Annotated in this window: 25 protein-coding genes; 10 read left to right on the top strand and 15 right to left on the bottom strand. The window is 55.2% G+C overall.

Annotated features, from left to right (window positions below):
* Positions 1-143: 143 nt before the first annotated feature.
* The 12 genes from ACOVRA_RS06255 to ACOVRA_RS06200 form a co-directional block, all read right to left on the bottom strand.
* On the bottom strand, positions 144-470 hold the full coding sequence (locus tag ACOVRA_RS06255; protein ID WP_421719537.1) for a hypothetical protein: 327 nt from the start codon (positions 468-470) through the stop codon (positions 144-146).
* A gap of 385 nt (positions 471-855) precedes the next feature.
* Positions 856-1,182, bottom strand: a complete 327-nt coding sequence (locus ACOVRA_RS06250; protein WP_421719536.1) for a hypothetical protein — start codon at positions 1,180-1,182, stop codon at positions 856-858.
* 134 nt (positions 1,183-1,316) lie between these two features.
* The gene (locus ACOVRA_RS06245; RefSeq protein ID WP_421719535.1) at positions 1,317-1,802 is read right to left on the bottom strand and encodes a hypothetical protein; all 486 of its coding nucleotides are present in this window, start codon (positions 1,800-1,802) and stop codon (positions 1,317-1,319) included.
* Positions 1,803-2,530: 728 nt separating this feature from the next.
* On the bottom strand, positions 2,531-5,212 hold the full coding sequence (gene infB / locus ACOVRA_RS06240; RefSeq protein ID WP_421719534.1) for a translation initiation factor IF-2: 2,682 nt from the start codon (positions 5,210-5,212) through the stop codon (positions 2,531-2,533).
* Between the two features lie 162 nt (positions 5,213-5,374).
* Positions 5,375-6,010, bottom strand: coding sequence for an RNA-binding protein (locus ACOVRA_RS06235; RefSeq protein WP_421719533.1), 636 nt, complete (start codon positions 6,008-6,010; stop codon positions 5,375-5,377).
* Positions 5,997-7,607, bottom strand: a complete 1,611-nt coding sequence (gene nusA / locus ACOVRA_RS06230) for a transcription termination factor NusA (protein ID WP_290803329.1) — start codon at positions 7,605-7,607, stop codon at positions 5,997-5,999. The genes ACOVRA_RS06235 and nusA overlap by 14 nt, the downstream gene beginning before the upstream one ends.
* A gap of 32 nt (positions 7,608-7,639) precedes the next feature.
* The gene (gene rimP / locus ACOVRA_RS06225; protein WP_421719532.1) at positions 7,640-8,305 is read right to left on the bottom strand and encodes a ribosome maturation factor RimP; all 666 of its coding nucleotides are present in this window, start codon (positions 8,303-8,305) and stop codon (positions 7,640-7,642) included.
* A gap of 143 nt (positions 8,306-8,448) precedes the next feature.
* Positions 8,449-9,006 (bottom strand): FKBP-type peptidyl-prolyl cis-trans isomerase, encoded by a 558-nt coding sequence (locus ACOVRA_RS06220; RefSeq protein ID WP_421719531.1) that lies wholly within the window; start codon positions 9,004-9,006, stop codon positions 8,449-8,451.
* Between the two features lie 88 nt (positions 9,007-9,094).
* A complete protein-coding gene (locus ACOVRA_RS06215) occupies positions 9,095-9,508 on the bottom strand; it encodes a Fur family transcriptional regulator (protein ID WP_290803325.1) in 414 nt (137 codons plus the stop codon).
* Positions 9,509-9,572: 64 nt separating this feature from the next.
* Positions 9,573-10,016 carry a GNAT family N-acetyltransferase gene (locus ACOVRA_RS06210; RefSeq protein WP_421719530.1) on the bottom strand — a complete coding sequence of 148 codons (444 nt, stop codon included), beginning with the start codon at positions 10,014-10,016 and terminating at the stop codon, positions 9,573-9,575.
* Entirely contained in the window at positions 10,013-10,660 is a 648-nt protein-coding gene (gene tsaB / locus ACOVRA_RS06205; protein WP_421719529.1) for a tRNA (adenosine(37)-N6)-threonylcarbamoyltransferase complex dimerization subunit type 1 TsaB, read from the bottom strand. Before tsaB ends, ACOVRA_RS06210 begins: the two co-directional genes overlap by 4 nt.
* A 36-nt stretch (positions 10,661-10,696) precedes the next feature.
* The gene (locus ACOVRA_RS06200) at positions 10,697-11,044 is read right to left on the bottom strand and encodes an ArsC/Spx/MgsR family protein (RefSeq protein WP_421719528.1); all 348 of its coding nucleotides are present in this window, start codon (positions 11,042-11,044) and stop codon (positions 10,697-10,699) included.
* Positions 11,045-11,243: 199 nt separating this feature from the next.
* Between ACOVRA_RS06200 and ACOVRA_RS06195 the strand changes: the two genes are divergently transcribed.
* The 3 genes from ACOVRA_RS06195 to ACOVRA_RS06185 are packed head-to-tail and all read left to right on the top strand — an operon-like array spanning position 11,244 to position 14,924.
* Positions 11,244-12,674, top strand: a complete 1,431-nt coding sequence (locus ACOVRA_RS06195) for an MFS transporter (RefSeq protein ID WP_421719527.1) — start codon at positions 11,244-11,246, stop codon at positions 12,672-12,674.
* A gap of 43 nt (positions 12,675-12,717) precedes the next feature.
* Positions 12,718-14,109, top strand: coding sequence for an anthranilate synthase component I family protein (locus ACOVRA_RS06190; RefSeq protein ID WP_421719556.1), 1,392 nt, complete (start codon positions 12,718-12,720; stop codon positions 14,107-14,109).
* Complete coding sequence (locus ACOVRA_RS06185; protein WP_421719526.1) at positions 14,106-14,924, top strand: aminotransferase class IV; 819 nt, start codon at positions 14,106-14,108, stop codon at positions 14,922-14,924. The genes ACOVRA_RS06190 and ACOVRA_RS06185 overlap by 4 nt, the downstream gene beginning before the upstream one ends.
* A gap of 22 nt (positions 14,925-14,946) precedes the next feature.
* Here the strand turns inward: ACOVRA_RS06185 and ACOVRA_RS06180 are convergent, their stop codons facing one another.
* From ACOVRA_RS06180 to ACOVRA_RS06170, 3 genes are all read right to left on the bottom strand, one after another.
* Positions 14,947-15,558, bottom strand: coding sequence for a TadE/TadG family type IV pilus assembly protein (locus tag ACOVRA_RS06180; protein ID WP_421719525.1), 612 nt, complete (start codon positions 15,556-15,558; stop codon positions 14,947-14,949).
* A gap of 11 nt (positions 15,559-15,569) precedes the next feature.
* On the bottom strand, positions 15,570-16,151 hold the full coding sequence (locus ACOVRA_RS06175) for a TadE/TadG family type IV pilus assembly protein (protein ID WP_421719524.1): 582 nt from the start codon (positions 16,149-16,151) through the stop codon (positions 15,570-15,572).
* A gap of 97 nt (positions 16,152-16,248) precedes the next feature.
* Positions 16,249-16,713 carry a pilus assembly protein N-terminal domain-containing protein gene (locus tag ACOVRA_RS06170; RefSeq protein WP_290803292.1) on the bottom strand — a complete coding sequence of 155 codons (465 nt, stop codon included), beginning with the start codon at positions 16,711-16,713 and terminating at the stop codon, positions 16,249-16,251.
* 517 nt (positions 16,714-17,230) lie between these two features.
* Here ACOVRA_RS06170 and ACOVRA_RS06165 point away from each other — a divergent pair.
* From ACOVRA_RS06165 to ACOVRA_RS06135, 7 genes are all read left to right on the top strand, one after another.
* Positions 17,231-17,398: a Flp family type IVb pilin gene (locus tag ACOVRA_RS06165; protein ID WP_290803289.1), complete on the top strand. Its 168-nt coding sequence runs from the start codon at positions 17,231-17,233 to the stop codon at positions 17,396-17,398.
* 129 nt (positions 17,399-17,527) lie between these two features.
* Positions 17,528-18,049 (top strand): A24 family peptidase, encoded by a 522-nt coding sequence (locus ACOVRA_RS06160; RefSeq protein WP_421719523.1) that lies wholly within the window; start codon positions 17,528-17,530, stop codon positions 18,047-18,049.
* Positions 18,050-18,223: 174 nt separating this feature from the next.
* Positions 18,224-19,093 carry a Flp pilus assembly protein CpaB gene (cpaB, locus tag ACOVRA_RS06155; RefSeq protein ID WP_421719522.1) on the top strand — a complete coding sequence of 290 codons (870 nt, stop codon included), beginning with the start codon at positions 18,224-18,226 and terminating at the stop codon, positions 19,091-19,093.
* Positions 19,093-20,715, top strand: a complete 1,623-nt coding sequence (locus ACOVRA_RS06150; protein WP_421719521.1) for a type II and III secretion system protein family protein — start codon at positions 19,093-19,095, stop codon at positions 20,713-20,715. The genes cpaB and ACOVRA_RS06150 overlap by 1 nt, the downstream gene beginning before the upstream one ends.
* A 16-nt stretch (positions 20,716-20,731) precedes the next feature.
* Positions 20,732-21,475, top strand: a complete 744-nt coding sequence (locus ACOVRA_RS06145; protein WP_421719520.1) for a CpaD family pilus assembly lipoprotein — start codon at positions 20,732-20,734, stop codon at positions 21,473-21,475.
* Complete coding sequence (locus ACOVRA_RS06140) at positions 21,472-22,866, top strand: AAA family ATPase (RefSeq protein WP_290803275.1); 1,395 nt, start codon at positions 21,472-21,474, stop codon at positions 22,864-22,866. Before ACOVRA_RS06145 ends, ACOVRA_RS06140 begins: the two co-directional genes overlap by 4 nt.
* A 7-nt stretch (positions 22,867-22,873) precedes the next feature.
* Entirely contained in the window at positions 22,874-24,373 is a 1,500-nt protein-coding gene (locus ACOVRA_RS06135; RefSeq protein WP_421719519.1) for a CpaF family protein, read from the top strand.

Genomic DNA, 24,373 nt, shown 5'->3' with positions numbered 1-24,373 from the left:
TAACTTTCAAAGCCCGTGCTGGGATCGACCAGTCAGGAGCGGTTTATGTCGATTGCCCGCCGTTCCAAAACAGCGCGGGCCGCTGGAGTAGCGGCTTGGCGTGCGCGAGGCAAGGGAAACGCTGAGTGGCGGGTCAGGTGCCACTACAAGAACATATCCCCGGGCCCCTTTACGTCGCCGGGTACCAGTCGAAAGGCCTTGCCATTATCTTCAAGGCTCCAACCTAGAAACAAGGCCTCGGTTAGCTTTATCGCCCGACCGACAAGCGCAAAGGTGTTTTCAGCTTCAATAAAAGTACGATGCTCGCCGTCCGGCAATTCCACAATGACTTCGCCGGACTCTTGAGTAATGGAAATTGTTTCAGAGATAACTGTTTCCTTGGGTCCCAGAAAATTGAAGCGAACAGGCGTTTCCTCGATTTCGCCATCGGGAAATTGATGCCGAATGATGTGCGGGCCTAAAGACAGCATTTTAACCTCGATATAAGTGGAGACGGAGCCTACAAAAACATAGCACCCGGCTCTTTTACGTCTCCGGCGATGTTTTGATAGACGCTCCCGCCCTCTCCTGCGCAAATCCCATTGATATAGGCTTCGGCGATCATAATTGCGCTGCCGACCAGAGCAAGTGTGGTGTCGCCAAAAATAGGAAGTCAACGCTCGTCATCTTCAAATTCCAAATGGACTTCCCCAGCTTCTTCGATGTACTCGACCCCCTCGCCGAGGTCATGTGTTCGTTGCCCGGTAAAATAGACCGTTACGTGGATTTCCTGTTCTTCACCGTCGCTGGTAATTCGCTTAATCGTGTGCGGCCCTAAGCTTTGCGTGTTAGCCCCTCAAAGAAAGGACAGCTCTTTTAGCGAAACATATCGGTCGGCACTTTTATGTCTCCGGGTATACTTCGAAACAGCGTTAAATTATCAACTTCACATGTCCTCGATATGTAGGCCTCTGCAAACATCATCAAGACCCCGACCAGCTCAATATTGTTTATACATGAAGCCTTCATCCGGCGCTCGTGGGAAGCGAAACTGAGCAGGATTTCACCATAATAGGCTAGGCCATCGTCATGTTCAGGCGTGCCTTCTTCTTTGGGGTCATGCAGGAAGATTCTAACCTCGAAGGTTTCAGTATCACCGCTCTTGTTTTGTAGAGTAAGGGTGTCGGGCCCAAGAGTGATCATTGTCCGTCTCCTTCGCTTTATTTGGATTGGGAAACGTCAACGAAACATTCGCCCCGCGCCGTCATCGGAAACGTATGTAAGGATGTGTGGGCTTAAACTCTGCATGTTAGCCTCGATTTAGGCGGAGATGGAGCCTATAAAAACATATCACCGGGCTTTTTGACGTCTCCAGCAATATGTCGATAGACAGTTCCACCAACCCTTAGGCAAATGCCCTTAATGTGAGCCTCGGTGAGCATAATGGCGTTGCCAACCAGCGCCAAGGTGTTTTCCCCCGAAACCGGAAATCGGCTTTCTCCATTTTCAAATTCTAGGCAGACTTCCCCTGCTTCTTCTACATATTCGACCCCTTCGCCGAGATCGTGGGTTTGTTGCCCGGTAAAATAAACCGTTACATGGAGTTCGTGTTCGTCACCATTGTCGGAAACATGCATGATTACGTGTGGGCCTAAGCTTTGCATTTTAACCTCCTCGGTAGTTGTGACCACTATAAAGTGGCGTCTTGATCGCATGTATGCCGCCGCCCGCTTTGCATTCGCTATAGCGTACCATCGCGGTCGCACGGCAAATTGCAAATATTCTTTTTTCGTCGCCATTTTTGCGACCGTATCGGGCGGCATTCTGCGAGCAAGTTCTTAGATCGGAGTCGCGTTTGATCTGACACTGCCGTTCTACACGGTCACCGTCATTAGAAGAAAAGGCTGGAGATGGGCTTGATCTTCGACTTGTAGCCGCCCGACCCCTGGGTGCTGGCAAAGACCCAACCGTCGGCTTTTGGTAGGGAATATGCAAAAAGGGCGTCTGGGATTGGCCCGATACTTCTGCCGCATAGGTGCCTGCCGCGCGCTGTATGCCAACGGCTCCAGCAATCAGCGGCAGTGACGTTCGCGACGCCGCGCGCGGTATATTTCCCAACGTTTGTGGTGGTTTCGGTTTTGGTGGCGTAGGCGGCGGTGATGGCTTTCGGGGGGCGGCTCGGTAGCCGGACCCACCGCCGGTGCTTGTCCATTGACCGCCAGTTGGTGTGCCTTGCGGCGCACGGGGTTGGTTAGGGTCAAATTTGACCTCAGTTACGCTTATGCGTTCTCTAAGCGCTATTTTAACGTCGGCGATGGCGCAGCGCGCGTCCCGCAAATCGTCGCGCACTTGCTTTAGTCTGTCGAAAATCATGGCTGCTAGCCTCTCAAGGCCGCTTTGGCGTTTGAGAGGCTAGGTTAGCGGTGAGCTAGTGAGCCGAGGATAAGGCGAAACCTATCCACACTTTAAGGCTAGCCCCTCCTTCTAGGCAGGGCTCGCCGAAATGACATGAGGTCTAATTTTCCCGTTGTGCGACAACAGGAATGCTACCCTACAAACTACGCTTGATGATCTGCACGTCGAAGCACTCAATCAGATCGCCTTCGCGCAGGTCCTGATAGCCTTCAAATGCCATACCGCATTCTTGGCCAGCCAAAACTTCGCTGACTTCATCTTTAAAGCGCTTCAGAGTGGAGAGCTTGCCTTCATGGATGACGACATCATCGCGCAGGAGGCGAACACCGCAACCGCGTTTGATATTGCCTTCATTGATCTTACAGCCAGCAATTTTGCCAACCTTGGTGATGTTGAACACCTGCAAGATTTGGGCATAGCCCAAGAAGGTTTCTTTCCGCTCTGGCTCCAACATGCCGGAGAGAATGTCTTTCACATCATCCAACAGATTGTAGATGATGGAATAATAACGGATCTCAACGCCTTCATGCTCGGCCAAGTCGCGCACCTGCTTGGGTGCACGTGTGTTGAACGCGAGAATTGGTGCGCCGGAAGACTTCGCCAAAAGAACATCGCTTTCGGTGATCCCGCCAACGGCTTGGTGGATAACTTTGGCGCGCACTTCGTCGGTCGAGAGCTTCTCGAGCGCCGCCGTAATGGCTTCGGCAGACCCACCCACATCGGCTTTGACGATGAGCGGGAATTCCTTGACTTCGGCATCCTTGATGCGAGCCAACATGGCTTCCAGACCCGAACGCGCGGTTTGACGTACGACGACCTTTTCCCGCTTCATGCGGATACGATAGTCCGTTACTTCGCGGGCGCGGGCTTCATTTTCCACGACCACGACCACGTCACCAGGCTCTGGTGTGCCATCGAGACCCAGGATTTCAACCGGCTGAGAAGGCCCTGCGGATTGAACGGTTTGGCCGCGCTCGTCGCTGAGGGCGCGCACGCGACCCCATTGCGTTCCGGCAACAACCAGATCGCCACGCTTCAAAGTTCCGCGTTGCACCAGAACGGTAGCAACCGAACCACGACCCTTGTCGAGCTTGGCTTCAATAACCGTACCTTCTGCGGCGCGATCTGGATTGGCTTTAAGGTCCAAAACTTCCGACTGCAGCAGGATGGTTTCCAAGAGCGTGTCGAGATTGGTGCGCTCTTTGGCCGAAACCGGTACCCACAAAGTGTCACCGCCCACGGCTTCGGTCAGAACTTCATATTGCAGAAGCTCGTTCAAGACCTTCTGCGGATTGGCTTCTGGCTTGTCGATTTTATTGACGGCCACGATGATCGGCACACCAGCGGCTTTCGCGTGGCTGATGGCTTCAACGGTTTGTGGCATCACGCCATCATCGGCCGCTACCACCAGAACCACCACATCGGTGATGCCGGCGCCGCGAGCGCGCATGCTGGAGAAGGCAGCGTGGCCTGGCGTATCCAAGAAGGTCACGCGCTCGCCATTAGCCAAACGGACCTGATAGGCCCCGATGTGCTGGGTAATGCCGCCGGCTTCGCCCTTAACCGTATCGGCAGAGCGGATCGCATCCAGAAGCGAGGTTTTACCATGGTCAACGTGACCCATGATGGTCACGACGGGTGGACGTGGCACTTGGTTGGCGTCGGTGTCTGCTTCGCCTTCCAGACCAATTTCAACGTCAGATTCCGCCACGCGCTTTACGCTGTGACCAAAGTCGGTGACGATCAATTCGGCAGTATCGGCGTCGAGATTATCGGCACCTTTCATCATCTGACCTTGTTTCATCAGATATTTGATGACGTCGGTCAGGCGCTCTGCCATCCGGTTGGCCAATTCGGCCACGGTGATGACTTCCGGCACGACAACTTCGCGCACTTGCTTAGTCTGCTCTTGACCCTTCAACATGCGCAAACGACGGTCGCGCTCTTTTTCACGGGCACGGCGAACCGAGGCAAGCGAGCGCTGACGGTCAGAATCATCACCCAAAGCAGAGGTGATGGTCAGCTTGCCCGAACGGCGCTGTTGCGCACCTTTGGCACGCGACACAGGAGGGGCGCGAACGACGGCAACTTTTTGCCGTTTTACACGACCGCCCAGTTCAGACAGCAAGTCGCCGTCTTCACCTTCTTCGCCCGCAGGGGCTTCGCCAGCTTCTTCATCGCGTTCGGCACCAGAGACAGGTGCTTCGGCTTCATAAACAGGTGCAGCCTCTTCACGGCCACGAACTGGTGCGTCTGCTGCGGCTTGCGCGGCAGTACGACGGGCTTCAGCAGCTTTTTGTTCTTCGTCTAATTGCCGCTTACGCTGCGCTTCGGCTTCTGCGATCTGACGCTCTTCGTCCGCGCGACGGCGGTCGGCATCTTCGCGGCGTTGACGCAGTTCAGCCTCAGCCAATTGTTGCTGACGACGTGCTTGTTCTTGTTCACGAGCCCGCTCTAGCGCGACCATACGCGCTTTCATTTCACTATCGGACAAGCCCAGGGTCTTGGTGGTACGGGCAGGCGCTTGGCGCGACTCGTCGGCGGGTGCAGGTGCTGCCGGCTTAGGGGCAGGTGCGGCGGCCACAGGTGCTGCAGCAGGACGAACAGGCGGCGCAAAGGCGGGTTTTGGCACAGCCCCGGGTGCACCAGCGGCTGGCGCTTCTCCTGGGCCAATTGTGCGCTTCTTCTTGACCTCAACCACAACTTGGTTGGTACGCCCATGCGAAAAGCTCTGGCGAACGGTGCCAGCGCCCACATTGCGGGAAAGGGTCAGAGGCTTGCGCCCCGATTGGTTTTCGTTGTCGTTACCGTCGCTCATGCTCATCCTTGCGCACTCATTGGCGCGTCGTAAAAATTCAACCGGCCTTTGGCCCCAAGATTAGGTCCAGCAAGCACAAAAACCGCCGTTCGAGCAGGATTACCGCCCGGGCGTTCTGTGCCGGTCAAGATCGGCTTCGTCCAGTTCCAAATGGTCCTGCACCTATATATAGGTGCCGTCCCTTGGCCAATCATCGGGCACTAATGGAATAAAACCCGCTAAGCGCCTAATGTCCGTCGTCCAGCTGTCTGCTAAACGCCCTGGCATTAAGATAGCATGTATCACAACATCGCGTCCTAACGCCATGCCCATTTCCATCCCAGTGAAACAGCCTGCAGTTGGCACACCGCCCCATGCCAGCGAGAGGCCGTCCAATTTGCCGCGTCCGTCGGGGGATCCGTCGCTGGCTTCGATACGCCAAGCAGGCTTGGCCGTACGTAATGCCGACGCCACCTGATCGTTGCCCAGGACAATTTCACCCGCTTTTCGGGCGATCGAAAGCTGATTTAGGCACCGCAGCCTCAAGCCCTCGACAATGCGATCCATCAAGTCTTCGCGTGGTTTAGCCTCACGCTTGAGGCCGCGCGAGAACGCGCCCTTTTTGACCGCTAAACTGACAGCTTCCCGCGTTGAAGTGACCCAAACGCCCCGTCCAGGTGCGCGTGCGGCTGGGTCTGGAAAGACCCAGCCGTCGGGATCAGCCACAAAACGGATCAGCCCAGCTTCAGGCTGGACCTCGCCGGTCGCTATGCAGCGCCGGACACGTCCGGCGCCTTCACGTCGCTCACTCTTGTCCATCGGCGGCAACTTCCGCCTCTGCTTCGGCTTCCTCAACGACGGGAGCCTCAACCCAGCCCATGGCGACGCGAGCAGCCATGATCAAAGCGTCGGCTTGCTCGACACTCATGCTCATGCCTTCCAACAAGCCTGGGAAGCGGGTCTTTTCGCCATTTTTGACTTCGAACCAGCCACGCAGATCGTCAGACACGAGGCCCGCGACATCTTCCACATTCTTTACGCCGCCTTCGCCCAATTTGATGGCGACTTCTAAGGTGACGCCTGGCAGACCCAGAACCTCATCTTCTACGCCCAAGCTTGCGCGTTTGGCATTAAGTTCGTTTTGCGCACGTTCGATGAAGTCGCGCGCACGGGCTTGCAGCTCCGCCGAGACGTCTTCGTCAAAGCCTTCGATCTGCAGAAGGTCGCCCAATTCGACATAAGCCAATTCTTCGATGGTTTCGAAGCCTTCAGAAACCAAGAGACGCGCCATCATTTCGTCGACGTCAATCGCACCCATGAACAATTCGGTGCGGCTGTTGGCTTCCTTCTCGCGGCGCGAACGCTCTTCTTCTTCGGTCAGAATATCGATCGACCAGCCGGTCAACTGGCTGGCAAGGCGCACATTTTGGCCGCGGCGGCCGATGGCCAAGCTCAATTGCTCATCGGGAACCACCACTTCGACGCGGTTTTCATCTTCGTCGAGAACCACTTTGGTCACTTCAGCAGGCTGAAGCGCGTTCACGATGAAGGTTGCAGGGTCTGGCGACCAAGGAATGATGTCGATCTTTTCGCCACCCAATTCGCCAACCACCGCTTGAACCCGTGAACCGCGCATACCGACGCAGGCACCGACAGGGTCAATCGAGTTGTCATGGCTGAACACGGCAATCTTGGCCCGCGACGAAGGATCGCGTGCAACCGCCTTGATTTCAATCACACCGTCATAAACTTCAGGCACTTCTGCTTCAAACAACTTGGCCATGAAGCCGGGATGAGCGCGCGACAAGAAGATTTGTGGACCTTTTGGCTCACGACGCACGTCGTAGATGTAGCAGCGGACACGGTCGCCCATGTTCAGATTTTCGCGCGGCAAGGTTTGATCCCGACGGATAACGCCTTCGCCACGGCCCAAATCGACAATCACATTGCCATATTCAACGCGCTTCACGATACCATTGATGATATCGGCGACGCGGTCCTTATATTCTTCGAACTGCTTGTCGCGCTCTGCTTCGCGGACGCGCTGGGTGATGACTTGCTTGCCGGTCAAGGACATCACGCGGCCAAAGTCGAACAAGGGCAGGTCTTCTTCAAAGACATGGCCGACGTCCACACTCGGGTCGATCCGCTTAGCAACCGAAAGCGGGATTTGCTGGCTGGGGTTTTCGACTTCGTCTTGGGTCGCAACCACGGTCTGCTTGCGCTTCAAGGTGAGTTCGCCAGACTTAGGATTGATGCGCGCATCAATCTGATGATCGGCCCCATAGCGAGCGCGGGCAGCTTTGCTGATCGCCTCTTCAATTGCCTCAACCACGATCGACTCGTCGATATTCTTTTCATATGCGACCGAGCGGGCGATGGACAAAAGTTCAAGCCGGTTGGCGGAAATGGCCATGTTTGTCTTCCTTCTGAAACGGAATGGGCTGATTAGGTTAGGTCTGGGTCCGCATCTGGCAGGACATCATCGGTGACAAACTCCACCTGATCATCGTCCAGTGCTTTCTCCAGTTGCTCGAGTTCGTCTTCGTCTGCTCCGCGGCGGCGCAAGGATTCACGGATCAAATCGTCCGTCAGCACCAAGCGGGCGCTGGCGATCCATTCAAAGGGGATGAGGGCTGTGTCCTCTTCACCTTCGAGATTGATGCAAATGTTGTTGTCTTCGGTGCCGGCCAATTCGCCGGAAAAGCGCTTGCGGCCTTCAATGCCCCGATCCAGTTCCAGCTTGGCTTCCCAGCCGATCCAGCGGTCAAAGTCGACAAAGCGGGTCAATGGACGATCAATACCGGGGGACGAAACTTCCAGCGCATATTCGCTTTCAATCGGGTCCTCGGCCTCCAAAAGCGGGCTCAGGCCGCGCGACAGCTTTTCGCAATCGCCCGAGGACATGCGGCCGTCAGGGCGCTCGGCCATGATCTGAAAAGTCTTGCGGCGCGATCCCATCAAACGCACGCGCACAATCTCATAACCCAAGTCGCGGGCAGCCGGCTCAATCAGGGCCAAGAGTTTGTCTTCATAAGGCGACGTTGTGCGCACGTGGGTCTCAATCTGTTGCGCCATCCCTCCAGCGAGGTCGGCAGGTTTCAGAACAAACAAAAAGCGGCCCCGGTGACCCGGAGCCGCTTTGACCGCCTCAAGCGATCAAAGTCGATCTGTTGGAAGCCTTATAGGCTGAGGAAGCCGCTTTGTCACCAGCATTGGCGCAGGCTTCCTCAGCAGAGCATTGGCGCGTCCAAAAATCAGCGCGTCGCACCCTTTTCAGCCTGGATACCAGCGTCAGACTCTGGGCCTCCGACAATCTTTTCCAGCTTCATGCGGAAGATCAAAAGCGAGTTCGGCGGGATAGGGCCACCACCCTCGGCCCCATAGCCAATGGCGGGCGGGACCCAAATCGTCCATTCATCACCAGGGCGCATCATCTGCAGGGCCTCAACCCACGCCGGGATCAAATTGCCGACTTGAAACTCTGCCGCTTCACCCCGTGCAAACGAGCTATCAAAAACTTCGCCATTCAGGAGCTTACCCTCGTAATTCACCTGCACCATGGAATCCACGGCTGGCTTCGGGCCGGTCTCAGGGCCCTTTGCGATAACCGCATATTGCAGGCCGGAAGCGGTGGTGATCACACCGGGCGCGTTCTTGTTCTTTTCAAGAAATTCCTTGGCTTCCAGCCCATTGGCATCCAAAGGAGCTTCAGCGGCTTTGCCGTCCACCCCGTCCATCACAGACTTGTCTTGGTTCGCGCCAGCAGGCTGACACGCCATGAGGGCGGCACAGGAGATCAGCATCAGTGACATCAGTCGCTTTTTGAACATCGGGTTAGCCTTTATTTTTTGGGGATGATGAACTCAGACGGAAAAGGCCACTACAGAAGGGGCCAATTTATCAGGTATCCTCAAGCGGGACGCCATAAAGCTCTAGCCGGTGATCTATCAAACGATAACCCAAACGGCGGGCAATTTCTTGTTGAAGACGCTCGATCTCTGGGTCAACAAACTCCAACACGCGTCCGGTCTTCATATCGATTAGATGGTCATGATGATCGGCACCTGCCTCTTCATAGCGAGAGCGGCCATCACGAAAATCGTGGCGCTCTAAAATGCCACTTTCTTCAAACAAGCGCACGGTACGGTAAACGGTTGCGATAGAAATGCCCTTATCCACCGCAGCGGCACGGCGGTGCAATTCCTCCACATCTGGGTGATCCTTTGCTTCCGACAAAGTGCGCGCGATTATCCGGCGCTGCTCCGTCATTCGCAGACCTTTTTCCACGCAAAGGGCTTCAATGCGATCAGGCATGTTGGTTCCGTCCGTCATGGTTAAGATATGCGAGGTTTGCGCTGTTTCGTCTAGCGCTTTGACATCAATGTGCAGCAGGCAACGCACAAGAAAAGAGCTGCGCGTCCATATTTGGACCCGTATCGCGACGATAATAGGCTTTGCGTACACCGAAAGGCAAAAAACCTTCCCGCTCATAGAGCGACACAGCAGGCAGATTGTCGGCGGCGACTTCTAAGATAAGCCGCATAACACCGAGGCCTGCCAACTCTTGCTTTGAAGCGGCCAAAAGGCTGCTCGCATAACCGTTCCGCCGTGCGGCTGGGTCGACCGCAAGGGTCAAAATCTCGGCCTCATCCCCAATCGCTCGGATCAGTAAGAAGCCCGAAATGGGTTGGCCAATCACCCACACCAGATCAGAAGTTAGATGAGCGGAAAAATCGCCCTCGGACCAAGGATGGTCGAAAGCAGCCTGGTGGACGCGAGCGAGCGCCGCGCCATCACCAACTTGGCCGCGTCGCAAAGTCATAAGGAATCAACTTCCAAGGATATGCCACCAGGAAGCTTGGCTTCATGGCCCCGCAAATAAAGGGGGGCTGGGGGATTCAAATGCGGATCAAGGTGTTGTGCCAATTGCGCCAAGACAACTGGGTCGGGCAAATCTTGTGCTGCCATCGGCCAATCTGGACGAAGCCGTGCCAGTGTTTGCGCACCGGGACCCGTCAAGGTCCAGTCTCCATCGAGCCTCGCAAGCACATCTTCCGCGCTCTGGCGACAGGGCTCCAGCCTGCAGGCGCGGCCCTCCCAAGCCCCAACAAAAAGACTACCAGCTACTTCAATCGCGGCTACGGTCCGAAGGGCCGAAGCTCCATGGGCCAGAACCTCCAGCGTTGAAATCCCAACGCAGGGACGATCGAGGGCCACGGCCAGACCACGCGCAAAGGCAAGGCCAATGCGAAGGCCCGTAAACGCGCCGGGGCCGCGTGTCACGGCAATCCGGTCTAGTGCCGCCGGCTCCACCCCGGCTTCGGCCAAAACTTCACGGGTCATTGGGGCCAGCCGCTCTGCCTGACCTTTCGCCATAGGCTCAACGCGGGAGAGCAAAACCTCGCCGGAACGCAGGATTGCCACCGAACAGGCGTTGAGCGCTGTATCTACTGCCAGAATGAGCATTCGCTCCTTAACTCCCCGCGCAGGGCGGCGCACATCTTAAACAATGGTCAGAAGAGCGGAATTTGGACGACCCAGAACAGCCTTCTCGCCATTAATGCCAATTGGGCGCTGGATCAGCTTGGGGTTTTTGGCCATGGCAGCAAAAACATCTGCATCACTGGCGTCGGTTGCAAGGCCCGCATCTGCGGCATCCTTATCCCGCATGAAGGCGCGGGGCGAGACACCGCCCATCTTGCGGGCAATTTCTTTAAGCTCATCGACGCTTAAGCGTTCTGCGACCAACATATAGCGGCGGATGTCCGGTTGAATGCCGGCAGCCTCCAGTACTTCAAGGCCCTTTTTCGACGAGCCGCAGCCCGGATTATGGATTAGAACATAGCTCATCGCTGCAGCTCCCATCTGGATTATTGATCTGGCTCGCTAAATGGCGGGGGGGCGGATCAAAGTAAAGGGTTGGATGAGAAAGATCTGGCTGCAGCGGGTTCGCCCTATGCCTGCCCTTTACCGCTTGGCTTAAGCAGGACATGATGCGTGACGCTTAAGGACAAGGTGGGTCGCCATGGTGGCGCTGAAGGAAGTTCCTGTGACTGAAACAAGCAGCCAAACCGCGACAAATTCAGCCGCAACAGAAGAAAAACTAGACCGCTCTGCCCTGTCTTGGGCCTGCTTTGAGGCCGGGCGAAACCCTTATGTCATTTTGTGCACCATCTATATTTTAGCGCCCTATATCGCCACTACGGTTTTTTCTGACCCGGTTGTTGGCCAAGCAACAATCGCGAGCTGGCACACATTGGCCGGGATCATCGTCGCGCTGACCGGGCCCTTCCTTGGGGCCATTGCCGACCGATTTGGTAACCGCAAGCCGATTTTGGCCGCCGTGACCTGCGCCATGGTGGTAGCAATATTCAGTTTGTGGTGGGCGCTACCAGCAGGCCAAGGCGGGCTATCGATTGTCATGATCGGCGCATTGACCACAGCCCTTGGCGTCATGTTTGCCTATAGTGAAGTCCTGCACAATGCGATGCTGCCCACAGCCTCTACCCCTGCGACTTTGCCACACGCATCCGGTTTAGGATTGGCACTAGGTAATTTGGCTTCTGTCGTTTTTCTGATCTTTGTGCTCTGGGGCTTAGCGTTTCCAGGACGGGTTGATTGGAGCTTTGTGCCAAGTCAGCCCTTGTTTGGCCTTAACCCCGAAACACACGAGACGAGCCGCATCGTGGCACCCATGACGGCGATTTGGTTTGCCATCGCGGCTTTGCCTTTGTTCTTCTTTTCACGCGACAAACAAGCCTCTGGCATTAAGCCCTCTAAGGCAGCGATTGATGGAGTGGTCGGCATGTTTAAGGCCGTTGGTCGACTGTTCCGCGTCGACCGCAATGCAGGCCTCTATCTGATTGCGCGCATGCTCTATGTCGATGGCAAAACCGCGATCCTGATTGTCGCAGGCGTGACAGCGGCAGGTGTATTCGGCTGGGACCTATTGGAAATGTCGGCCTATGGCGTGATTTTGTCGATTTTCGCGGTGTTTGGCGGTTTGGTCGCGGGCCGGGTTGATGCGCGGATTGGGGCAAAATGGTCGATCATTTTAGAAATCGGCGTAACCTTGATCTGCCTTTTGATCCTGACCTCGCAGTCCAAAACCCATGTGTTTTGGATGGATGTCGTCCCCGACACGCCAATCTGGAACGCCCCCATGTTCACCACGTTGCCGGAAGTGGTTTTCGTGTGTGGAGCCATTGTCATCGCCATTTCCATCACGGCTGCCTATGCCTCGTCGCGCACCCTGATGGCCCGCCTTGCCCCGAAAGGCATGGAGGGCGAGTTCTTTGGCCTCTACTCGTTAGCGGGATCGGCGACTGTTTGGATGGGTCCAATGCTGGTTGGCGTCTTCACAAAAGCGTTTCAAAGCCAACAAATTGGCTTGGCATCAACGGGTATTCTACTCGTTGGTGGCCTCTTCTTGATGCTTTTTGTGAAACAACCACCTCGCCTTGAAAGCGGAACCTACTAGATTTCGGACGGTCGCTTGAAATTGCTTTAAAGACGCACGCGTGATGCACCCATTTGTTCGCCCCCTTTCCTGGCAGCTCCCGCTGCAGGCGCTGGCCTGTTTTGGGCATGAAGAAGGCTGCCTTGGATTTATCGGAGGCGGTGCGCATGCCTTGTCGCGCTGGTCCTATGTTATGGCAAAGCCCGTGCGAACCCACGTCTGGCATCGCAGTATGCAGGGCGACCCCTTTGCCGGCCTGCACGAGGCATTAACGGCACCTCGCATGACGCTGCATCCCAACTTAGGCCCATTTCAAGGCGGCTGGGCGGGCCTATTGGGGTATGAGCTCGGCCACGCCTTTGAAGCCCTACCCGAAACCGACACAAAAACTTGGCCCGATGCTTGGCCTGATGTTTGGTTGGGACTGTATGATACGCTGGCGGTCTTTGACGCGGAGAACCAGCGGGCTTGGGTGTTATCTTGGGGTCTCACAGACTCCGGGCAGCTAAGCCCAGCGCTGGCCGAACAGCGGGCTCAAGGCCTCTCGGATCAGATTGAAGCCGCCCAACCCCTGCGACTGCGCGCGGTAGAAGCCCCAACCGATTTAGCACTGAGTCCGAGCCAGCCGCGGACGCTTGTTGAAAGTCAGATCGCACAGGCCATCAACTATATTCAAGCAGGGGATATCTTTCAGGCGAACATCTCAGCGCGATTTTCAGGTCAGCTAGAGCCCAGCGATACGCCATTGGACTTGTTTAGCCGCTTAATGGGTCGCCATCCTTCGCCATTTGCTGCCTACTTGTGCTTAGGGGACAAAATTGTTGCCTCGCATTCGCCCGAGCGTTTCATCTCACGAACGGCGTCTGGCAATCTGGAGACCCGGCCGATTAAGGGCACGGCCTCGCGCCATAAAGATCCCGTGCAAGACGCCCAAAGCGCCCAAAGGTTGCTGGCCAGCCAGAAGGATCGGGCTGAAAATCTAATGATTGTCGATTTGATGCGTAATGACATCGCGCGTGTCTGTGGAGCAGGAAGTGTTAAAGTGCCGCGCTTATGCGATCTGGAGAGCTTTTCAACCGTGCATCATTTGGTGTCCGAAGTTAGGGGTCAACAAAAGCCTGGGCTTAGCTTTTTTGATGCCTTGCGCAGTTCTTTCCCGCCCGGCTCCATCACGGGCGCTCCCAAGGTGCGCGCCATGGAGATCATCAGCGAATTAGAAGGGGAGCCGCGCGGCCCTTGGTGCGGCTCGATGATCCGAGTGGGGTTTGACGGTTCTGCCGATTCCAATGTGTTGATCCGCACTGCTGCATGCCGCAAACAGGGGGATCGCTGGCACATCGACGCCCGCGCCGGGGCTGGCATTGTTGCCGACAGCGATCCGTCTCAAGAGTATGAGGAAATCCTAGTGAAAGCGCGCGCGCTGCGCATCGCAGCACATGGTGGAGACGTCTTGTGACAAGCCCCCCTCTTGGCGATCTGTGTTGGCACAATGGCGATTTGATCAAGATAGCCGATGTGCGCATTGACCCGGCCGACCGCGGCTTTACGTTGGGCGACGGTCTGTTTGAGACACTTCTCTGGACTGGGCAAGAGATCCGTTTCTTTGAGGACCACATGGCCCGTTTGGGCCATGGCGCGAGCGCGTTGGGACTGGATATTCCGTTTAATATTGCAGAGATCGAACAAGGCCTTTTGGCCTTAGCTGCTGCAAGTGGCCAGAGGCCAGCGGCACTGCGCCTTACGGTGACTCGCGGAGTCGGCCCCCGTGGCCTGAAGGTCCCGGACAAGTCTTTGTCCAATGTATTGGCAACGATTGCGACGGTATCGACCGAGTTTCCAGCCGTTGCGGTTCATGTTGTCGATATTTATCGGTCATCGGGCGCGCCCTCGGCGCGATTTAAAACCTTGTCCTATGTCGATAACATTATTGCTCTGAACGCGGCCCAAGCTTTGGGCGCGGACGACGGCTTGATGCGCGGGCCTGATGAATCCATCGCATGTGCTACCAGCGCCAACATTTTGATCCAACAAGACGGTATTTGGCGCACGCCGCCGCTGGAAGATGGCGCCCTACCCGGGATCGTGCGGGGTCGTTTGGTTCGTGCAGGACTCGTTATCGAGAGCCGAATCCATGTTGCAGCTCTCGAGACCTGCCAAGCGGCCTGTCTGACCAATGCGCTGGTCGGAGTTCGACCTATCCACACGCTTAATAAACGGGGGCTTGAATCAGAGCCTACGCTTTATGCTGCACTTCGGGCGGCGCTAAAGTGACTTGAGGCCAAAAAGCCTTGCTTTAACAACCCGGCGTCGTAACCCCTGTCAGGCACAGCTTGGCGGATTTGCGGGGCCGGAAATAGAAGCGTTCGCGCAATGTCGTTGTGTTAGACAAAAATGAGGTACCTAGCGATGTGTATTGAAGGGTTACTTCCCCTACAACGACACCGCCGTTGGCCGCGAACAAGCCCGTGTCGACCACAACCGTGTTGCCGACCTTTAAGCTGTGGCTGTTGTTCACGTTTGCGCAGCTGCCAGTTCCATCGATCTCCTGGCTCCACTCCACCTTGGGGACGCTGCTAACAAGTGCGACCGAGGCAACAACTAGAGACGGCGTCGTGGCCGTATAGGGTTGGAACACACTGCGGGTGACGTTGGCAATTTGGGCAAGGTCGGTACAGCTCACACGGTCTGTTTGTGCTGCTAGGTCACCTAAAGTCGAAGCGGCGAGCGTCACCTTCCGATCAACACTGACCGCTTGGCTCACCTCAGACGCGCCAAACAGCATCAAAATCATCAGAGGCGCAATCAGCGCAAATTCAACCGCCGAGACACCACGCTGCGCGCCGCGCTTGTGCGCAGTTTCGTAAAGGTAGTTCAGCCGGTTTTTTAGCGAGGTTCGCACAGACATCACAAATAACCTCAATTAAACGGTTCGTTACGGAACGCCGATGTTGCGGCAATGATGCGGTTATAGTTACCAAGTGTCCCGCCTGGAGAAGTATCGGAGAAATTCCGCATAGCATTGGAAATGCCCGGCGTTAGCAAAGGCCAAACATAATAACCACGAACCACCACAATCGCGTTTGCGGCCGTTGTTTCATAAGGCTCGTCTGCTGCCGAACCTGGGGTGAGCGTACCGTCTGCCCATGGGGTCGGGAGCGTTCCAGAAACGGGCTGGTTCTGGACTTGAACGAATAAACGCGTGCTGCAATCACCTAAACCCATCATGCGGGCACAGACATTGGCTTTGAATTGGTCTTTGGTAATCGGTGTTGCGAGCGATTGGGCCTGACCGGTGCGAATCTTGCGCGCTTCTTCGGAGACGGCCGCTTCAAGTGTCGTCTGCACGAAAAAGATCATCATGGTTTCGAAGATACCGAACAACATGAAGATAAACGGGGTGGCGACCATGGCAAATTCAACGGCAGCAGTGCCCCGCTTGCCCTGCTTCGCACGACGATTGCGTAAACGCTTTACCATAAGTGAGAGCAATGCAGACATCGTCGACTCCTTCAACGCGTCCATACTAAGCACATAGGGCCTTTCGGCCTGCTTAAATTGGAGTTGAAAATTTTATTTATTAACGACGATTCACGCTTTATTGGCGCGATCCAGACCCTGCAGCAAAGCCGGATCGCGCATTGATCGCCGCAATCGCTGGCGCATTGCCTTGGGCTGTGCCCTCTGAATGAACATTAGGAATGCATCGATCCTGACAGATCGCGGTGGAAATCTCTTTTCCACGTTGGATGGTAATCATGTCACGCACATTGGACGGGCGCACTTGAATGGTACCAGAGAATACGGTGTTGCCTGCAGCATCCACGGCCGTAATCTCCGTGGTGCCTTGTGACTTTCCTACCACAAAAAGAACGCGTGCATCATGCACGATCACATCTGCGATATTGGCATTACCCACAACAACGCCAGTGACCGGTCTTTGAAATCGGAGCGGTTGTGTTTGGTCGACTTCCAATTGAAAGGTTTGAGCCCCAGCTGTGCCTGCTGCCAAAGCGACGAAAGCGCAGGCGATCGAGGCCAATGGTTTAACTAAATTGGTCATGACAAAACTCCGTGCTGGATCTTTCATTAGCGCTCACCTGTAAACCAGCCATTAACGAGTGCAGTCCGCTCTCGGGTGGCTTTTAGGGTCGCCGGACGTTCGGAAAAACCTCACCTCGCACGTATGTATAATATATAAGGTACTTAGGACGCAGTCGCCCCCTAATCAAAAGGAGCCGTTTCGGCGGTAATCGAAGAAGAATGACCAGCTACATTTGTTACTTTGGTTTAACGCTTTGCCTGAATCGGTAATATATTACTTTGGAATTCGTCTCTAATTCTATCGAATGTAGGAAGTTGCAGAAATTTTGTCAGAACAAAGTAGAAAAATATCATTTAAAAACAATAACTTAAAAATGGTCTGCCGCAATTGTGCCGATAAAAGGGCATGTCTGATCAATTTTTACGTTTCAGTTTACGTCATGTTTATGAGTCTTCGCTAGAACAAGCAGGACACAGGGAATTAGAAGCATTCAAGACTTCAACCACCCGGTCGCATGTAGAATGGGAACCTAAAAATGAAAAAGCTTTTCTCGAAAATCCGCAATAATGAGTCCGGTGCAACCGCTATCGAATACGGTCTGATCGCAGCTTTGATCGCTGTTGTTCTGATCACCTCGTTGGGCACCTTGGGCAACAACATGAGCAACCGCTTCAACACCATCGGTACCTCGATCGGTCGTTAATACGGGCTTTGTCTGTTAAAATTGGCGCTTGGTTTTCGAACCAAGCGCCTTTTTTTTTGGCTTGGATTCCGGCGGCGTGCCGACAGTAGTATTTACTTTGGCTTAGCGGTCCCATGGTAGACAATACAGATGACACTTGGACCTGACACTTTGGCGGCTGGAGCCGGCTTGGTTGCCTTTTCGGGCGCCATGATCTGGGCAGCCATTGGCGATGTCCGGACCTTTCTGATTACAAACAAACTTAACATGCTGATAGCCGGTGGTTTTTTGGCTTTCGCTCTGCCGATGGGCCTTGGCCTGAATGATCTGGCAGCACATATCGGTGTTGGCTTGCTGACTACGCTAATTGCCCTCGCCATGTTTTTAGTCGGTGTCTATGGTGGCGGCGATGCAAAACTTACCGGTGCAGCTGCGCTTTGGCTTGGTCCAGCTGCGATGATGCCCTTCATTCTGTATACTGCGATTGCCGGTGGTGTCTTGGTCATCACTTTGATCGTCAGTAGACAATTGGCGCGCCACTTTGGCTTACCCAGAAATCCGCGATGGGCGAGGCGATTGCTGCGAAAGTCTGCCGCCGTTCCCTACGGTGTGGCTTTAGGAATCGGGGCAATACTTGCAACACCCTATACCCTGTGGTTTCCCAACATTTAACTTAAAATTGTGCTAATTATTCGTACTTCTTGAACCAAAGAAGTCGCACCGTTAACCTCTTCTTAGAACATATTTACGCATGGTCGTCCCGTAAATCATTTTGGATTTGGGTGATTCTCTAAGGGTCTGACAGGAAAAACTCCGAGTTGGAACCCCGAGTGGGAGATGCATAGCGTGAATATTCGGCAAATCTCGATCATTGGCGGTGCTATGCTAGTCGCAGGTGGAGCCTTCATTTGGATGCGCACGCAGTCCGCGAATCCGCAGGTTGCGCAGCCTGTTGCCGCCACCGAAGTCAAGGCAGAGACCGTCAATGTTTTGGTAGCCAAGCGCGACATGGTCGTGGGCGAACGCATCTCGCCATCCTCTTTAGGCTGGGAAGCTTACACGCCAACAAGCGCATCGACGCCTGGATTCTTTCTGCAATCCAAGAACCCCAAAGCGATTGAAGAATTTAGCAATGGCATTGTTCGCCAAGCCATGGTGAAGGGCGAGCCAGTTTTGGCTAGCAAGATTGTCGATGTTGAAGCGACGACCGGGGCCATGGCAGCTCTGCTAACGCCCGGCATGCGGGCCGTTTCGTTTCCAATCAGCCCTGAAACGGCGGTGGCGGGCTTTGTTTTACCCAATGATCGCGTGGACATCCTCTTGACGCGAGAGGTCCAATTCTCATCCAACGGCCAGTCGGTGTCGAGAGTCATTTCGTCTGCAATTCTAGAGAATGTTCGGATCCTAGCGATCGACCAAGCGATTACGCAAGATAAGGATAAAACGACCTTGCCAGGCGGGATTGCAACGGTTGAACTGTCCGCAGCCGATGCCGAGAAGCTTCGATTGGCGCATAAATTGGGCGATCTTTCCGTCACATTACGCGGTTACGCCGATGCAGGTGGGGCCACCTTTGCGGCTCCAACCAGAGACGTCATGAACCAAGGTAGTATAGCAATGTCAGGCGATCCAAAGCCGCCTTCCCCATCGCCAAACGTTCAGCAAGCATCACAGGCGATACCAACGACCGTTAAAGTGTATCGGGGGGGGCAGTAATGCAGCAAACCCAAACCGTGAAATCTTTTATTGCAGCTGTTTCATGCTTGGCGCTCAGCGCGGCGGCTCTACCTAATGTTGCGCTGGCACAAGTTGGCCAAGCAACCACCGGCAAGGCCACACCACAACATTCTACCACTCAACGCCTCACTTTAGCTCTCGGCAAATCGGCAATTGTCGACCTCCCAGTTGAAGCCAGAGATGTTGTGGTTGCCGATCCGGAGATTGCTGACGCCGTGATGCGGACGAGCAAACGCGGGTTTTTGTTAGGCACGAAAATCGGCGAAACGAATGTTTTCTTCCTCGACGCACAAGGACGCCAGATTCTAGCGCTTGAGATCCGCGTAGCCCGCGACACCTCAGAACTAACTGCGTTGATCCAGCGACTGGTGCCCGAAGCCCGCGTCGTCGTCGACAGCGTCAATGAGTCGATCATCTTAACTGGGGATGTGCCGAATGGCTTGGCCGCAGACCAAGTCTTGCGGATATCGGGCCAATATGCCGGCGGCACGGATAAAGTTCTAAACATGATGAACGTCCTTTCGGGCGATCAGGTCATGTTGCGGGTGCGCATTGTGGAAATGCAGCGGTCCGTCATCAAGCAATTGGGTATGAACCTGTCGTCGTCCAACATCTTAAACCAGTTGCTGCCAAAGGACTGGGGCATCAAGTTTGCCACGGCCAATGGTTTCTCTGTTAACGGTGCCTTCTTGGGCGGAACCACGCTTGACTCCAGTTGGGCGCGGAACTTCATTCGTCCGGTTTCTAATACGTTTGACGATGCCAAATCAGCTCTAAGAGACCCTAGCCAATACGCCGGTGCCGGGGGCTATAGTTCTACCTTTGACCCGACAACAAACATCACCAAAGTCACCTACGGCCCCGGTGAATTGGTGACTGGCGAACGCACCGACAGCAACATTCAAGCGCTTGAGCGTGTAGGTCTGGCCCGAACATTAGCGGAGCCAAATTTGACCGCTACTTCTGGCGAGCCCGCTAAATTTTTGGCCGGTGGTGAGTTCCCCGTTCCAACCGCGCAAGAAGGCAATCGTGTTTCGGTCGAATTCAAACCTTTTGGCGTCGGCTTAGGCTTCACGCCAATCATTTTGAGCCCAGATCGAATCTCGCTGAAGATTTCAACCGAAGTTTCTGAGATTTCGACGGCGGCTTCATTCCGTCAGGCAGATACTTTGATCCGGGATGCGGCCGGTAACGTGACCGACACCATTCGCGGTCTGTCGATCCCAGGCGTCTCGGTTCGGCGCGCAGAAAACACCATGGAGTTGCCATCCGGCCGTTCAATGGTGATGGCAGGCCTGATTCAACAAGCGACGCGCCAATCGATTGAAGGCCTGCCGGGCCTCAAGGACCTGCCTGTCCTCGGGAATTTGTTCAGGTCACGCGATTTCCAAAGCAACGAGACAGAACTCGTCATTATTGTCACGCCTTACATCGTGAAATCGACGACGATGGATGAACTTCAGACCCCAGGCGATGGCTATGCCCCCGCCAGCGACGCAGCTGCTTTGCTGCTGGGTCGGATGAATAGAATGGTGAAGCCCGATTCCAAGGGCCTGCCAAAAGGACGTTACCGTGCCCCTATCGGCCATATTGTGAATTAGAGTCAGGAAGAAGCCGATGACCAGAGAAGTCGCGAAATATGCTTCATTCGCTCAGCCGAGCAAAGCCGCCCTCACGGCGGTCGCTTTGACAGCGCTGATGCTGCTGGGTGCCTGTGGAGGTGCCCGCGCCGCCAAAGAGGAGCCACCAGTCGATATGGTGGAGCAAGCACATCTTAAGCGCACCGTGCTCGATGCCTTTGTTCCTGAAGCAATCCCAGTGGAGGCGCGCATCGCCATCTCCGCGCCCAGTGGTGCGATTGGAATCAATGTTCAAGAAGCGGCCGAGCTGAAATCATTCGCACAAGATTACGTGCGCCTCGGTCGTGGCAATGTCGTTGTCTCAGTTCCGGCGAACGCCAGCAATAGCCAAAGCGCCGCCCAAGTCGCCCAGGACGTACAACGGGCCCTTTTTCTGGGTGGCGTCGACTTTTCAAAAATTTCTGCGGGACCCTATCAGGCTCAAGGTCAAACGAACGCTCCGATTTTGATATCGTTCGGACGATATGAGACCAAGCCGATCGTTTGCGAACCTTGGACCGCTTTCGATCCACGTAAGACCGCCGAAAATATTCCACCGGACCGATTTGGCTGTGCGCAGAATGCCAATTTGGCAGCGATGGTTGCGGACCCCGGTGACCTATTGGGCGATCGCAAAGAGGGGACGCGTGACGCGGCCCGTATTCAAAACGGTATTGATATGCATCGCAAAGGCGGTGTCCCGGCGGTGAGTGGTGCCGTTGCAGGTGGGGGTGGCAAATGATTGGGAATGCAAAACGCAAGCCCATGTGGGAAGAACTGGCAACGGCTGACGAGCCATTCGAGCTCGACGCCGATTTAGATTTCTTGGAACCATCCCACGCCCAAAACATTCCAGCGCCCGCTTCACCGGGTGATTTCGATGCTGCGGCTTTCGAAGAGACGTATGTCGGCGAGTTGGCTCGCGGTGGCGACCAGCCGGTACCCCGGATCTCTGTCCAAGTGTTTTGTGAGAGACCAGATACCGCCCAGCTGCTGCAATCGGCGTCAACGGATCGCCGCATCGCGAAGGCGCATGTGACAGTTTCGATGGGCGGCTTGGCCGGTGCTATTGAATTCTTCCAGTCTCAGCCTTCGCCCAACCTGATCATTGTTGAAAGCTTGGCACCCCCAGCCGTATTGATCCAGCAATTGGACGAGTTGGCTTCGTATTGCGAACCCGGAGTCAAGGTGATTCTGATTGGGGAATCCAACGATATTGGTCTGTATCGGGAGCTGATCCGCCGTGGCGTTTCGGAATATCTGGTGCCGCCGCTGCAGCCGCTGCAGCTGATCCGAACGATTTCTGGACTCTATGTCGATCCAAGCAAGCCCTTCTTGGGCCGCACTATTGCCTTCGTTGGAGCCAAGGGTGGTGCCGGATCGTCTACGATAGCGCACAATGTGGCCTGGTGCATGGCCGAGCACGCGCGGGTGAATACGACATTGGTTGACCTCGACTTGTCCTGGGGAACCACCGGCCTTGATTTTAACACCGATCCTGCGACAGGCATTGCCGACGCCTTGGAACAGCCCGAACGGGTCGACGATGTGTTGCTCGATCGCTTGTTGACCCGCCACACCGATCATTTGACCTTGTTTACGGCTCCCGCCTCTCTCGAACGCGAGTTCGAGATTTCGCCCGATGCTTATGAGACCGTCATTGAAGGGGTGCGTCGGGGTGTTCCTTATGTCGTTCTCGACCTGCCCCACACCTGGTCAAAATGGATGCGTCAGACGCTGTTGTCAGCCGATGAAGTGGTCGTGGTCGCACAGCCAGACTTGGCTGGCCTACGCAATGCCAAGAATATCTTCGACATGGTCCGCGTCGGTCGTCCGAATGACACGCCGCCAAAGGTCATTTTGAACATGGTCGGTGTGGCAAAGCGTCCTGAGATCCCTGTCAAGGACTTTGCCGAGGCCCTAGGCGTTCAACCAACACTGGTTCTTCCCTATGATCCTCAATTGTTCGGAACTGCGAGCAATAATGGGCAAATGTTGGCGGATGTGAACCCGAACAGCAAATGTGCTGAAGGCATGGACTTCTTGGCTCAATTGTTCACGGGTCGTGCACCGCAGCCGAAGGCCAAGTCCAGCTTCCTCTCAAAACTAATCCCCGCAAAAGCGGCTAAGTGAGGATAGGATGTTTGGTAAACGCGCAGACGGGGCGGCACAGGCAACACCCCCTAAGTTTGCCCCCATTGAGCCCCCCAAGCCAGCAGCAGCGCCCGCAGCGCCGCCGCCAAGTGCTGCGGCTGCACCAGCAGCTGCAACACCAGCTGGGACTTTAGATCCTGCACGGGTCGCAAAAGCTGTTCGCGCGCCGACGCAATCGGCCCCGCCGCCAAGCCCCTCCAATGATGGGCGGACCGAGGAATATTATCGCACTAAGGCCTCTGTCTATAATGCCTTGATCGAGACGATCGACCTGGGTCAATTGGCAGCATTAGATCAGCGCACCGCCCGCGATGAGATCCGCGATATCGTCAATGAGATCATCGCCATCAAACAGGTGATTGTGTCGGTTGCTGAGCAAGAGCAATTGCTCAATGACATTGTCAACGACGTGCTGGGTTACGGACCGCTTGAGCCCCTTTTGGCGCGCGACGACATCGCCGACATCATGGTCAATGGGGCGAATGCCGTCTTCATCGAAGTTGGCGGTAAGGTGACAAAAACGCCAATCCGCTTCCGCGACAACCAACAGCTGATGAACATTTGTCAACGCATTGTGAGCCAAGTCGGTCGCCGCGTGGATGAAAGCTCACCCATCTGCGACGCGCGTCTGCCAGACGGCTCTCGTGTCAACGTGATTGTGCCACCCTTGGCACTCGACGGGCCTACGCTCACCATTCGTAAGTTCAAAAAAGACAAATTGCGGATGAAGGACTTGGTCGGTTTTGGCGCCATTTCTGAGCCGGCAGGCAAAGTGCTGGGCATTATCGGCGCTGCCCGATGCAATGTGTTGATTTCAGGCGGTACAGGTTCAGGTAAAACCACGCTGCTGAACTGTTTGACCGGCTATATCGCACCAGACGAACGCGTCATCACCTGCGAAGACGCTGCCGAATTGCAATTGCAACAGCCCCATGTTGTGCGCCTTGAAACCCGCCCACCAAACTTGGAAGGCCAAGGTGCGGTGCACATGCGCGACTTGGTCAAAAACTGTCTGCGGATGCGTCCAGAGCGCATCATCGTCGGCGAAGTCCGCGGCCCAGAAGCATTTGACTTGTTGCAAGCCATGAACACGGGTCACGACGGTTCGATGGGCACGTTGCACGCCAACAGCCCACGCGAAGGTCTATCGCGGATGGAAAGCATGATCACCATGGGCGGCTTCTCTCTGCCCACCAAGACAATCCGCGAAATGATCGTGGGTTCAATCGACGTCGTCATTCAGGCAGCACGTCTGCGCGATGGTTCGCGTAAGATTACGCATATTACTGAAGTTCTTGGCCTAGAAGGCGACGTCATCGTGACCCAAGACCTGATCGTCTTCGAAATGGATGGTGAGGACGCAAACGGCAAAATTATCGGAAAACACCGGTCTACCGGCATTGCGCGCCCGAAATTCTGGGATCGCGCTCGCTATTATGGCCTAGAAAAAGAGCTGGCCGAAGCCCTTGATGCGGCGGACGTGTAA

The organism is Aquidulcibacter sp. (assembly GCF_049239865.1).
Taxonomy (GTDB): Bacteria; Pseudomonadota; Alphaproteobacteria; order Caulobacterales; family Aquidulcibacteraceae; genus Aquidulcibacter.
This window is presented reverse-complemented; position numbering and strand designations above follow the sequence as displayed.